The sequence below is a fragment of the Bacillus sp. A1 genome (assembly GCF_042296235.1).
Classification (GTDB): Bacteria; Bacillota; Bacilli; order Bacillales; family Bacillaceae; genus Bacillus; species Bacillus velezensis.
The window spans coordinates 1776272-1791240 of the sequence record NZ_CP141181.1 but is presented as its reverse complement, the minus strand read 5'-3'; the positions used below and the strand labels follow the sequence as shown (position 1 = coordinate 1791240).

General features: G+C 50.4%; 1 protein-coding gene. It reads right to left on the bottom strand.

Translation table 11 applies throughout. From position 1 onward, the window contains the following. Window positions 1-14952 carry an amino acid adenylation domain-containing protein gene (locus tag U2H13_RS08985; RefSeq protein WP_376700773.1) on the bottom strand — a complete coding sequence of 4984 codons (14952 nt, stop codon included), beginning with the start codon at window positions 14950-14952 and terminating at the stop codon, window positions 1-3. Between the last annotated feature and the right edge of the window lie 17 nt (window positions 14953-14969).

The window sequence follows — 14969 nt, the reverse complement described above, 5'->3', positions numbered from 1 at the left end:
TTAAACCTCCACTTCATAGGTATCCCAGATGTTTGCCGCAGCTTTTTCGTTCGTTTCTTCTTTGCTGTCCGGCGAAATCAGCCGCTTATTTAATGCAGGCGGTGTTAAAGGATGGCGCTTGATTGGGCGCCCTTCGTCTTCCTGCCACGCTTCCACAATGACGTGGGCGTTTGTTCCGCCGTCGGCAAAACAGTTAATTCCTGCCGCCGGTATTGGTGACGGCCAGTCTGCCAGAGTGCGGCTGAACTGAATATTGGCCTTTTCTCTATCAAAATGTGTATTTTCATGCTCGCCTGATAAAAACGGGATAAAGCTCTTTTCTTTCAGCATGAGAACAACTTTTATGAAACTTGCAATTCCTTCCGCGCAAAGCGGGTGCCCGATGTTCGGTTTCACAGATCCGATTCCGAGCGGGCCGGCGTCTTTTGAACGGTAGACGGATTGAATGGCCTTCAGTTCTAACAGATCCGTCACGACCGTGCCTGAACCGTTCGCTTCAATATGAGTAATGTCTTCCGGCTGTTTTCCGCTTTTTTCAAGAGCCTTCTTCATGACGGATTTTTGCGCTTCCAGACTCGGCGTAGCCGGGCCTGCCGTTCTTCCGTCATTATTGACGGATGCCGCCTTCACTACGGCATAAATAGAATCTCCGTCTTCAATGGCCTGAGACACGGTTTTTAATAGAACCATTCCGACACCCTCGCCCAGCACGACTCCATCGGCGCGTTCGTCAAATACATGGAACGACTGCGCTTTACTTAATATGCCGCGCTGTTCAAATAATTTATGGGTTTCTTCTGATTCAAATAGGCTCACGCCGCCGACGACGGCCGCTTTTATTTCTCCTGTTACAAGAGCCTGCACGGCCATATTCATGCCGACTAAAGCAGAAGAACAAGCCGTATCGAGGACAACACTCGGGCCGCGCATATCAAAATATTGAGAGAGATTTGCGGCCAAATAATTCTGGCCCAGCGCGACGATCGGGTTTTTCGCATCCAGCAGTTTCTCTTCACCCGGTTTGTGACGGCTGCGTCCGCCGAGATACACACCTATTGCTTCTCCCTTTATCTCATCCGGCGTATAGCCAGCGTGATACCACAGGTTAAGGCATTCTTCCAGAGCGGCCAAAGCTTGAGGGTCCATTGCCTTTACATCTTCTTCTGCCAGTAAAAAGAAGTCCGGATCAAATTGATGAATTCCATCAAGCATTCCCGCGTAATAAGGCGTCTTCAACCCCCATCGCTCAGCCGGAACAGGACCGATAGCCGAACGGCCTTCAGCCAAAAGCGACCAGTACGCCTCTAAGGAAGCCGCCCCCGGAAACCGGCAGGACATGCCGACGACCGCGATATCTTCCCGGTGAATCTGTTTTCCGGCCGCCTCTTCTTGCACCTTAACGGCTTGTGTTTCAATCACCGGCTCAGCCGGCTTCTTCATAACAGGCTCCGCCGCCAAATCAAACCGTTCTGACAAAACTTCTGTATATCCTTCGAGAAGCCAATTTGCGAAAGATTGAATCGTCGGATATTCATACAGAATGGACGGGTCAAGCGATGCCGAGAGATTCCGGTTGATCCGCTGCAGAAGCTGAGCAAGGATAATGGAGTCCACTCCGTAATCTTGGAATAATACGTCTGTCTCAAGCTGATCCTGGTCAATCCGCAGCTCTTCAGAAAATAATTCTATCAGCCATTCTTCTGTTTTCCTTGTTAATTGAGCGTTGTCTGCGGCAGTGTCAGCGTTTTTTTCCGCCGGTTTTACCATAGCCGGACTTATTGGCTGATCCTGCCTGCTCCGCCGCAGGAATCGCTCCGGCTTCCACAGCTCAGGATTCAGAACGGCCGGCAGCACCGGGCCCCTTGCTGATTCAAGAAGTATGCCGTCAAGGAGCTGTAATCCTTCTGCATTCGTGATGCTGTATAGCCCGCTCTCTTTATAAGCTTTGTTTGTTACTTCGCCCATTCCGGTTTCTTTCCAGTTCGGCCACTGAATGCTTACGATCGGCAGCTGCTCTTTGTATGAGTTTGCAAAATAGTCCATATACGCATTGGCCATGGCATAGTCGGCCTGTCCTGCCGAAAGCGCCGGTATCGCAGCTGACACGGAAGAGAACAAGACGAAAAACTTCAGCGGCTCTTCGCTGAGCACACTGTATAACGCCTGAAGCCCGTCTACTTTCGGCTCGAGCACGCGCTGTATGTCTTCATCGGTTTTTCTGATGAATGCGAGCGTCTCTTTATCGGTCACACCCGCGCAGTGAATCACGCCGCCGATAGGTCCGAGCGTCTGTTTTATCTGACTCAGTTCCTGTCTCAGCCCGGCTTCATCAGCTAACGGGACTGACAAAACCTTCACTTGTACACCTTTGGATTCCAAGTCGAGAACAGCTTCAATTTTCGCTTTTACAGAAGCCGTCACCCCATTCAGTCCGCCCGTCCACTCACTTCGCGGCGGAAGGGTCTCACGGCCTGTAAGCACCAGTTTTTTCACTCCGTAATGTTCGGCAAAATGGCGTGCGCATAAAAGGCCGATCCCCCTCGTCCCCCCGGTGATCAGAAGCACATGGTTGTCCGGAAAATCAATTCTCTCGCCTTTCATATCCATGTTTTCTGAGCCGCTTAATACAGCGCGGTAACGCAAGCCGTTCCTCCGGCAAACTTCCGCGTCATCAGTGCGGGCATGAAACTCATCGGCAATCTGCTTCGCCAGTTTGTCATCAGAAAGCCCTCCTTCAAGGTCGAGATGCCTTGAAGACAGATGACCGTACTCGCACGCCAGCATTCTGTACAGACCGGCCCGTTTTGCTCCTGTTGTTTGATTGGCCTCTTTATTTAATGACTCAAGGTCTTTCGTGACACAAAGCAGTGTCATCCCTTCTTTATGCCCATGCTCAATCAATTGCTGAAGCCATTTGATACCGGTCATATCTTCAGAAGCTTCTTCTTTCGCTGCGCCGAGAAGGTCGATGACGCCGCCAAACGCCTGCCAGTCATATTCACCGGCAAGGTCTGATCCTGTGATGATACGGTGATTCGGCATATGCGCTGCGATCTCTTCTGCGAGATTGATCGTGTCCCCGCCTGTCAAAATCGCAACGGAACGTGCGCACGGTTCACCCAGTTCGAGCGGGCTCGGTTCCCATTGTTTCGTCAGAATACGTTTCATCCGTTCCTCTGTATGGACCTTCTTTTTGTCAGGATTCTCAGGCACCCAATACGTGTCTTTTGCGAACGGATAAGACGGAAGACTGAGTAAACGCGGCGTACCCTTTTCATACAGCCGGTTCCAATTCAATACGCCGCCTTTCACCCATACCTCTGCCAGCTTGGCGAATTTTCCTTTTTTAATCCAGGCGTCAATGACGATGTCCATATCTTCATCTGCGGTGAACAAGGCAAACGTATCTTTATTGCGGTGAGACTGGCCGGTATACAGCCCGGCGATGTTTTTCTCATTTTTCGTAAATGCTTCCAGCTTTGTTTCCAATTCCGCCATCGTCGCTGCAAGAATGGCCAAGCGCTCTTCCATTTCGTCCCTTCCGGTTTGCAGCGTATAAGCGACGCCCGCCAAGTCTTGATCTGTATACGGCGTTTGACGGATCGCTTTTTGCAGCTGCCGCGCCTGTTCAAACAGTTTTTCTTTTGATTTGGCGGACAAAACGATGATTGCCGGATTTTCCGGGCTGTGCTCAGGCTGAGCGGCTGCTTTCGGGACATACTCTTCAATGACGATATGGGCGTTGACCCCGCCGATGCCAAATGAGCTGACCCCGGCCCGGCGCGGAATGGCATTTCCGTTTCTATCTTTTGCTGCCGTCCATTCCTGATTTTCCCGCACGATGTAGAAAGGACTGTCATCGAGCTGAATGTACGGATTGATCGTCTCGCAATGCAGGCTTTTCACCAGCGTTTTGTGCTTCATTTGCAAAAGCACTTTCATGACGCCTGATACTCCCGCGGCAAGCTCTAAATGGCCGATATTGCTTTTGACCGAACCGATGCCGCAGCGGTGACCGAAGACTTCAGGCTCTTGATTTGTTTTCGCCAGCTCGTGAAACGCCGCTTTCAAACCGTTTATTTCAATCGGGTCGCCCAATTCCGTTCCTGTACCGTGCGCTTCAATATAAGTGACGGTGCTCGGGTCCACTCCCGCTTTCCGGTATGCTTTCACCAATAAATCAGCCTGCAGTTTCGGATTCGGCGAGGTTAACGTATTCGCCCGGCCGCCGTGGTTTTCAGCCGTACCGCGGATCACGCCGTAAATCGGATTGCCGTCACGTTCTGCATCTGTCAGTTTCTTCAGCATCAGAATTCCCGCGCCTTCTCCTCTGACATACCCGTTGGCATCTTTGGAGAAGGTTTTGCATTTTCCGTCTTTGCTGAGCATGCCTGCTTTGCTGTAGCTGATATGCGCTTCTTCCGTCAGAATCGTGTTGATTCCCCCGGCAATCGCCATGTCGCATTCTCCGTTTTCTATAGCGGATACCGCCCGGTGAATCGCCACAAGCGAGCTTGAACATGCCGTTTCAATCGGCTCACTTGGCCCGTGAAGATTTAACAAATAGCTCAAACGGTTCGGACCTATGGAAGGAATCATGCTGCCTGTCGCCGCATGTCCTTCCGGCGCAAGACCTGCCCTTGTGAACAAATCTTTATAACCGGTATTTCCGGTGCCGATAAAGACGCCCGTATTTGTGCCGGAAAGGCTTTCCGGCTTACAGCCCGCATCTTCTATCGCCCGCCATGCATAAGTCAATAACAGCCGCTGCTGCGGATCTAAATATTGGGCTTCCCGCGGTGAAATCCCAAAGAACAGCGGATCAAATTCAGCTATTCCGTCGATAAAGCCGCCCCACTTGATATTCGTTTTGTTCCCTTCAAGATTCGGGTCGCCATCAAACGCTTGCCAATCCCAGCGTTCTTTCGGAATGGTTGTGATCGAATCCTTTCCTTCTTTCAAATTGCGCCAAAATTCCTCTATATCCTTCGCGCCCGGGAATCGGCCGCTGATTCCGACAATGGCAACCGTATCCAAGCGGCGCGGCTCTTGTGTCGCTGCCGCAGCGTTCATTACCGTTGCGAAGCGCTTTTTCCGCTGCATTTTCGATTTTTGGGCTTTTGGCTGCTCTTTTTTCGGAGACTCTTTCTTCTTTTCGCCGAAACGGCCCGGATGCTCTTTTGCCAAATATCCGGCGAGACCGCTGATCGTTCCGTACTCAAAGAAAATCGTCGGCGCCAGCTCCAGCTGATACGCTTCATTTAATTGATTCGTAAAGACGGTAAACGATACGGAATCAAAACCGTATTCACTCAATTCCGTATCTGTCTCAATGTCCTCACGGTCTACTTTTAAAATGCCGCTTACCATGTCTGTCAAAGCGGTCTGAAGCGTTTGAAGAGATTCTTCTGCATCGTGTTTTTCTTCCGGCTGAGAAGGAAGGCCGGCTTCTGCCTCATCCGTCAAATACTCTGCTAAACTGCGGATCGTCCCGTGTTCGAAGAAGATCGTCGGCGCCAGTTCCAGCTGATACGCTTCATTTAATTGATTCGTAAAGACGGTAAAGGATACCGAATCAAAACCGTATTCACTCAGTTCCGTATCAATATCAATCTCGTCTTGGCCGACTTTTAAAATTGAACTGACCAATCGGATAAGCGCACCGTGCCATTTGTCTCCCGAAACGGCGGATACAGGCTCTATTTTCTCCACCTGCGGCTTTTCAGTTTCAGAAACGGACAGGAACGACTGTTTTAATTTTGCTGCGTCTCCTTCAGCTGCTAAAAGCTGCGGCCTTTCCTGAGCCATTCCTTCATAAAATGCAGCCAGGCCTGACGCCTTTTGAAGCGGAACCATACCGAAAGCTTTTTTCATCATTCTTTCCGTCTCGTCTCCCGCCTGCATACCGCCATCTTTCCACAGCGTCCAGTTAAAGGCGATCGTTTTTCCGTGCCGCAGGCCATTCTCCGTAAGGGATTGCCTGTAAGCGGCGTATGCATCCATAAACGCGTTGCCGGCGGCATAATCAGCCTGCCCGACATTGCCGAGAACGCCGGAAACACTGGAGAACAATACGAAAAAGTCAAGATTGCAGTCTTTGCTGGCTTCATCTAAATAAGCGGTGCCGATCACTTTCGGATCAAGCACTTCCCTGAACTCTTCCTTCGTTTTTTGCAGCAGGAAACGGTCTTGTATCACTCCCGCTGCGTGAATAATTCCGTTAAGCTCCCCGAATTCCGCCGTAATCTCTTTTATCAGCGCTTCATTTTCCCGTCGGTCTGCCGCATTCAGCTTTTTGTAGACGACATTTGCGCCTGAGTCCTGAAGCATAGCAAGCTCACGCTGTTTGGCTTCTGTCAGATTTGAACGGCCGGTCAGAATGATTTTCGGGTGTTTAACGCGACCTGCGATTTCTTTTGCGAACATCAACCCCAGGCTTCCTGCGCCTCCGGTAATCAGATATACGCCTTCGTCCTTCCAGACGGCGCCGCCACCTGCAGGATGCATTTCTTCCCAAGCCTTCACATACCGTTTTTCTCCTGTATAACGGATATGTTTATCATGCGGCCGATGACTGTCGTTTTTCAGTTTTTGAGCGACAGCCGGCATTTCGCCGATTGATTCCATCTCGATGAGCTGACAGTCAAGTTTTCCGTATTCCAGCTCTGCTGTTTTTAACAAACCTGTTAACCCCGCAAACAATTGCTGGCTGCCGTCTGCTGAAATAACGGTCTGAATCAGAATGCGGCCCTGCCTTTTTTCGCTGATGATCCGCCGGATGTGTTCGGCGATTGTCTGCGCGTAGCTTTGGAAGCGTTCAGCGGCTGTTTCACCCTCACCTTCTGCAATCAGCAGTTCGGCGTCTTTCAGGCCGGATGCCGCTTCATCTTTTATACGGCAGGCATCTTCACAAAGTATGATCAAATGCTCATCAGCATGGACAGAAGCTTTCTCGGATGCGGCAGCTTCTTTCCAGACCGGTGCAAACAAGACCTTTTCCGAGCCTGATAGCCGCTGAGCCGATTCTGCATCGCCTTCAAGCACTCTCGTAGAGAATCCTCTCACCTTCACGCAAAGCGCTCCTGTTTCGTCGAACAGGTCAATGTCGGCTTTCTGCACGGAATCACCGGTTTGATATCCTTCATTGAAGCGTGCATGCGCCCGCATAATCGGCGTGCATGCTTTGACGACTTCAAGATATTCCAGCGCAAACGGCAGAATCAGTTTTTGTCCGGAAAACTCCTGCATAATGCAGATCGTCGCCGTCTGAATAGCCGAATCAATGATGCTCGGATGAAGCGTAAATTGTCCGTTCGTATGAGAAACAGAATCCGGAAGCTGTATGTCCGAAAGCACTTCTTTCTCGCCGATAAAGGCGGACTTAATGCCTTGGAAGGCTTTTCCGTGGAACATCCCCCTGCTCCGGCCTTCCCGATAAAAGACCGCCGGATCAAGAATGTCCGCTGTGCATCTGTTTTGTATGGCAGAAAGGCCTCTCTCAGGCTCTCGTTCAGCCTTTATGATTTCGGCACGCCCTTGGCTGTGCAGCACTTCTTCATCGTCAGCGTTTATGCTGTAAATGTCATATGAGATGATGCCGTCCTCTTCAGGGAACAGCGCAATATGGACCTGGCGCTCTTGTTCGTGAACGACGATCGGCTTCATCCAGACGGTATGATGGAGCGTTATTCTGTCTTGGTCTTTTAATAAGCCGCCAAGCGCCCGTTTTACCGCTTCATAAGACATTTCCAAATATGCCGCTCCCGGCAGCACAGCTTTTTCCCTGACCACATGATCCTTCAGGAAAAATTCTGAGCCTGTAAACCGTGAGCTGAACCGCTGAAGGGTTAAATCTGACGTATTTTGCTGCACGAGCGGGTGTAAAACTGAGACTCCGGTGTGTGCGGCAGATGTTTTCTTTTCTGCTTTTTTCGGCCAGTACGGCTCCTTTGCAAACGGGTAGACCGGCACGCTGATTCGTTTCGGATGCTTGTCTTTGTAAAGCTTGTGCCAATTGATGGCGACACCTTTACTCCACATTTCACAGAGCTTCGGTCCTTTTCCTTTCGCAAGCCATTTCTCAATGAGTTCAGCGCTGTCATCATCATCAGAAAGCCAGGCAATATCTTTCGCCTGCTGTTTTTCTCCTCTGAAGCAGCCTGTTACAGCCGGCTTATCATTGATAAAATCGGCAAGCTGCCGCTTCAGCTCCGCAGTGCCGCTTGTGATAAAGGCCGCGCGCTCTTCCATCGCTTCCCTTCCGACTTGGAACGTGTAGGCAAGATCAGCGAGGTCGGCGTCCGTTTTTCTTTCCAGAAAAGCCAGCAGCTGTTTTGCGTACTCCTTCAGGCGATCTTTTTTTCTGGCAGACAACGGAATGATGAACGGACCTGCAGCGTCTGCTGCTTCGGATGCATCCGGATATTGTTCAAAAATCGCGTGTGTGTTTGTTCCGCCAAGACCGAAAGAGCTTAAAGCCATGCGGTGCGCTCTGTTCTCACGGGTTAACTCTTTCTTTTCTTCCGCTACGTAAAACGGAGAGTCTTCTAAATGAAGATTCGGGTTCGGCTCTTTGTAATTGATGCTCGGCGCGATTTCCTGATGATATAAGCTCATGACAACCTTGATGCAGCCCGCCATTCCGGCCGCTGTATCCAAATGCCCGAGATTTGTTTTGACTGAACCGATGCCGCAGTATTGTTTTTTATCTGTATATCGGCCGTACACCGATTGAAGTGCGGACAGTTCGATCGGATCGCCGAGTTTTGTTCCTGTGCCGTGAGCTTCGACGTACGCGATCGTTTCGGGATGGATGCCCGTCTGATCAATGACCTTCTGAATGACCTCAGCCTGTCCTTTGACGCTCGGCGCATAAAATCCGACCTTATCCGCTCCGTCGTTATTGACGCCGATTCCGCGCAGCAGCGCATAAATATGGTCGCCGTCCTTAACGGCATCAGACGCTTTTTTCAAGAGCACGGCGCCGGCCCCTTCACCGCCGATCATTCCGTCAGCAGCCGCGTCAAACGCTTTAATATGCCCGTCGCTCGAAAAATTCAGCCCCGGCTGATGAACATATCCGGCGCTTGATTCCGTATGATGGGTCGCACCGCCGACAAGGGCGTACTTGGCTTCGCCGGACTGCAGGCTTTGAAAAGCCGAATGCAGGCCGATTAACGAAGATGAGCAGTTGGCATGGACAAAATAGCTCGGCCCTTTCAACCCGAGTTTATGAGAAATCATCGTCGGAATCGTACCGCTTTGGGCAAGCACCCATGACACGTAGCCATCCGGCGTTTCCAGCTGTGCTGTCGTCTCCTCCGGCAGCAGGCTGCGGTAAGAGTTCGTGCTGGCAGACATATACACGCTTGTTTCCGGAATTTCTTTGGAGATATATCCCGCATCCTCGATTGCCTTCCATGAATGGAGCAAAAGCATTCTCAGCTGAGGGTCCATATATTCCGCATCTTTCGGTGAAAAGCCGAAGAAACCGGGATCAAACATTTCTTTCCCCTCTAAAACTGATTTAGCCGGAACGAAGCCGGGATGATCAGCCAGTTCTTCAGAAATACCGAATCGGCGGAGCTCCTCTTTTGAAAAGAAGGTGATGCTTTCTTTGCCTTCTTTGATGTTATTCCAAAATTCATAATGATCTTTCGCTCCCGGAAACTCACAGGATATACCGATAACCGCAAGGCTGTCCTCATAATAATCGGGAAATTCTCCCGCCGGGTGTTCCCGGTCTTCTGTATTCACTTTCTTTTGCGGCACAGGAGCCAAAACGGCTTCTTTCGGTTTTTGTTCTATGATGTACCGGCTGATGTCTTTTACCGTCGCGTATTCAAACAGCTCCGTTACACTGAATTCACAATCCAGTTCCTGCGTCATCCGCTCAGTGACAGTCACGGCAAGAAGCGAATCTCCCCCCGCATCAAAAAAGCGGTCATCAAGCTCTATATCTTTGCTATTCAATACATCCTGCCAAATCGCCAGCACCGCCTGCTGGATATGAGATGATGAAAATGTTTGTGTGTCCGGCTGCTTTTCCGTCAGGTCGCGGGCAGCAAGAAGCTTGCGGTCCACTTTTCCGTTCGGTGTGAGCGGCAGCTCTTCAAGACGGATAAACGAAGCTGGCGTCATATAGGACGGCAGCGCTTGTTTCAAATGATTGCGCAATTCCTTTGCAGATGGAAGCGGCTCTCCGTTTTTCAGGATATAAAACGCGCAAAGCTTCTCATTTCCGGAGTGATTGTTCACAACCACTACGCTTTCCTGTACGGCCGGATGGGCATTCAGCCGGCTCTCAATATCTCCGGGTTCAATCCGGTAGCCGCGGATTTTGACTTGGGTGTCCATCCGTCCCATGTATTCAATGCGGCCGCCGGGAAGAAAACGCGCCATATCACCTGTTTTATAAAGCTTTGATCCCAGTTCGAGCCGGTGGCTGACGAAAACTTTATCTGTCAGCTCAGGCTTGTTGAAATACCCTCTTGCCAATCCGTCTCCCGCAATACAAAGTTCTCCCGGCACCCCTTCTAAAACAGGGTTGAGACCGGAATCCATAATATACACACGGGTATTGGCGACCGGGCGCCCGATCGTAAGCGCGCTCTCATTTTCCGTTATACGCTGCACCGCGGACCAGATTGTCGTCTCTGTCGGCCCGAACATATTCCAAGCCTCACTTTTCGTATCGAGAAACTGCTGCTTCAATTGTTCGCTAAGCGCCTCTCCGCCGCAAAGGATTTTCACTTTTTCTTCATTTGACCATCCGGAATGAAAGAGCATTTTCCACGTAAACGGCGTCGCCTGCATGATCGTCGGTTTGTACTCTTGAATCAGCTCTTTCAGCTTCCGTGCGTCTTTTGTGACTTCTGTCTTACAGATGTTGCACTCTGCTCCTTTGATTAAAGGAAGGTAAAGCTCCAGTGCCGCGATATCAAAGCAATATGTCGTGACGGCAAGCAGTTTGTCTTCGGACGAAAGCCCCGGTTCATATGCCATCGAGATTAAGAAATTGGTCAGGGCCCGGTGCGGAATCATCACGCCTTTCGGTTTGCCCGTGCTGCCCGACGTGTAAATGACATACGCCAGATCGTCAGGTGTCACTAACCGCTTCAGCGACGTTCTTTCCGCGGCTGTGCTTTCAATACGAGACCAATCGCGGTCAATGGCAGTTGTCTGCACGCCTCCCCAGTTCAAGGAGTGCTCTAAATCAGCTGTCGTCAGGCACATTGAAATCCTGCTGTCGGCGATCATATATTCCAATCTGTCAGCGGGATAAGAAGGATCAAGCGGCACATACGCTCCCCCGGCTTTTAAAATGCCGAGAAGGCCGACAGCCATATGCAATGAACGGTCTGTATAAATGCCGATGAGATCATCAGGGCCTGCACCGTGCGCCTGCAAATAGAGCGCCAGCTTCGTGCTTTTTTCATCAAGCTCACGGTACGTCAGCTTTTGCTGTTCATACACGACCGCACAAGCGTCCGGCGTTTCTGCCGCCTGACGTTCAAATAATTCATGGAAGCAGGCATCCGGATATTCACGGCTTGTCTCATTCCAAGTCTTAAGAATCATGTGCTCCTCTCTTTTTGTCATGAGAGAAACGTTCTCAAGCGGCATATCCGGATTCGCCGTCAAAGCTTCAGCGGCCTGTACAAATTGGCTGAAAAGTCTGGCCGCCCCTGCTTCGTCGAATAATTCGGTGCTGTATTTAATCGTAAGATCCATGCCTGATGCTTCTTCCCACATTTCAAATACAAGATCATATTCCCCCTCCTGATGAATGTCTTTTACAAACTCACAGGAGAATTCCTTGTATTCATCCAGCATCGATTGATAGCTTGAATGCTGCAGAAAGTTCTGATAGAAAAAGGCATTGCTGAAAACAGGCGAACCGTTCTGCAGGGGTTTCGCACGCACATCACGCACCATTTTCGGAAACGGATAAAAGGAGTGATCCAGTCCGTCCAGAACGGCATCCTGCACCTTTTGAACAAAGTCAGCAAATGTTTCTTTTCGTCCGGCTCTGCTCCGTATAGGAAGCATGTTGAGGAAATGGCCGACCACTCCGTCAAAGCGTTCTTCAGGTCTGACCATTGCAGGCATGCCTGTCACAATATCTTCCTTATCCGTATATTTGCTTAAAAGCACCATATAGCAGCTCAGCATAACGGTAGACAAATGAATCGAACGGGATGCGGCAAACGCCGTTAGATTATTCAGCAGCCGTTCGGAAAGACGGCGTGTCAGCGTATCTTCTGTAAACTCCGGAACGCTGCTGTCCGTGCGCATCGACGGAAGCTGAAGGTCAGGCAGATCGCCCCCGAGCTGTTTCATCCAGTAAGCGCGGGCAGCTTTGCTTTCTTCACCCGCTAAATACCGCTTTTCCCAAGCCGCGAAATCGGGATGAATGCCGGGAACGGCGGCCGCAAACTCTTCTTTTCCCTCCAGCAGCGCCTGATAATGATCCAGCAGACTGTGAATAAATGTAATGGATGAAATACCGTCAAACACGATGTGGTGAATCACCGTCAAAAGATAATGTTCCGCGGCGGATTTTGAAAGCAGCTGCACGCGCAGCAAAGGCCCGCCTTCTTTGACAAACGGCTCTTTCACTTTTTTCCGTATCAGAGCGGAGATTTGTGATTCATTGACGTCAGAAATATCTTCCTCCGAGAATACAAAAGGATCTGCCGATTCTCTGAAATAAAACCCGCCGTCTGTTTCATTCACGGCGCTTTTGAGCATCGGATGCTGCTTTAATACGAGCTGAAACGCCTGTTTCAGTTTCTCTTTGTCGATTCCGGTTGTGAATCGGAAACAGAGCGGGACATGGTATGCAGTCGTTTCAGGCGACATTTTCTGCAATGTCCACAGCCCTTTTTGGACTTCTGAAAGCGCTGGCGCCATTTGCCGTCTCTCCCGTTCTGCCGGCGGTTCGGCTTTTTGGGGATGATGCTCCGCTGACATGTTTGCCGCTTTTTCTGCAGTATAAGCCGCTAAAGCGCCAATCGTCGGGTTTTTGTGCAGCTCTCTTGCCGTCAGCCGGATGTGATACGTTTTTTCAATTGATCTGGCGAGTTTCATCATCTTGATGGAATTGACGCCAAGACTTTGAAACGGCGTATTTGGATCAACGAGCTCATCTGCGATGGAAAGTTCCTCTTTCAGAAAACGGATAAAATCCCGTTCAATATCTTTCTCTGCAGAAGCCGTGTCTGAATTGCCGCCTTCTTGCCTGCTATTATGTAATGAATCAAATTGCCCTTGTTCGAATGAATGTTTCAGCTGAGTGCGCTGGATTTTCCCGATCGCCGTCTTAGGAATGTCTTCTTTTGCGACCGGAAGCAGATAATCAGGGGTAACGCCGATTCTCTGTGTCACGTGCTGGTGAATGTGATGAAGAAGCTTCGTCATGCGGTTCTCATCCAACGGAACAGATGTCACAAAGAAAATCGCCAGCTCATCTGTCGTGCTTTGATTCGGCCGGACGGCGCATGCCGCTGTATAAGACGTTTCAATTTCTGGCAATTCCTCAACGGCTGATTCAATGGCATGGCTGTAATAATTCACACCGTTGATAATGATGGCATCTTTCGTGCGCCCCGTTATCGTCAGGCGGCCTTCACGCAGAAATCCGAGATCTCCCGTTTCAAACCAGCCGTCTTCTGTAAAGACACTCTCATTTAAGTCCGGGCGCTCATAATATCCGCTCGTTACAGTCAGACCGGACACTTGGAAGCGGCCGATTTCTCCTTCTTCCACCACTTGATTGCGGTCATCCGTAATTCTCATATTAAATCCCGGGATCGGCAGACCGATCTCGACGAAACGATCGTCGTCACTCGTGTTTTCCAGTGTAAACTCATCTGAGAAAATAACGCCCGAAGACGTTTCGGACATTCCCCATGCGGGACGGATGGCATTAGCCGGCAGACCGTGCGGCTCTAAAAGCTCCATAATTCTGCGTCCGACTTTCGCAACCGCGGCCTCCCCGCCGTTCAGCATGTAACGCATGGAAGATAAGTCCCATTTCCGCGTTTGAATCTCTTCTGCAAAATCGGCAAGCAGTCCAAAGGCAAAGTTGGGGGCCCACGTGACCGAAGCGCGGTAATGATCAATCAGGTCGAGCCATTTTAAAGGGTCCATCAAAATGGATTCGCTCGGTATGTTGATTTCCTCACATCCGAGATAAACATCACGCAGATGAAGCATTCCGATGCCGCCGACATGGTCAAAAGGCATCCAGTTAAACGTGACATCCTCACTTGTATAGCCCTGCATCTGAATATTTCCTTTGACCATGCAGACGATGTTTTCATGGCTGAGCATCACGGCTTTCGGCGTGCCCGTGCTTCCCGAGGTCAAAAGCAGCATCGCCAAATCTTCCGGACGGGGATGATGACAGTCCGTATCCATTTCGTGCGCACTGAGATCTTCTGCCGCCAAAGCGCAAAACCCGGAAAGCTCCTGCTCCTCCGCCCATTCAGTCATCTCCGGCAGCACGTCACGGCTTGTGATGACATACGGCTGATTCAACAGCATCCAGGCATCTTTCAGTTTTTGCGTCCCGCTGTTCATTTCTGTATAAGCCGGAGCGGCCGCAAGCGGAACCGGGATCGCTCCTAAAAAAACACAGCCCCAAAAAGCAGGAATCAGCTGGGAATTGTCACTGAGCTGTAATATGACTTCATCCTGAGCCTTCACTCCTGATTGGCGGAGCCCTTTCACAATCGAAAGAGCGATCTTTTTCAGGCCGCTGTAAGTCTGGTACACTTTGGTGCCGTCAGGCTGAATATATGTGATGCCCTTTCGATCTCCCGCTGCCGCGGCGGTTTTGTGCAGGATTTCAGGAATCGTCATCGGCTGATCCGCTGAAAGCCGCAATGATTTTCCATAGCTGACAGATGGCTTGAGTAACCCGCTTGCCTTCATATCACTTTTCATAGAGCTGCCTCCATTTC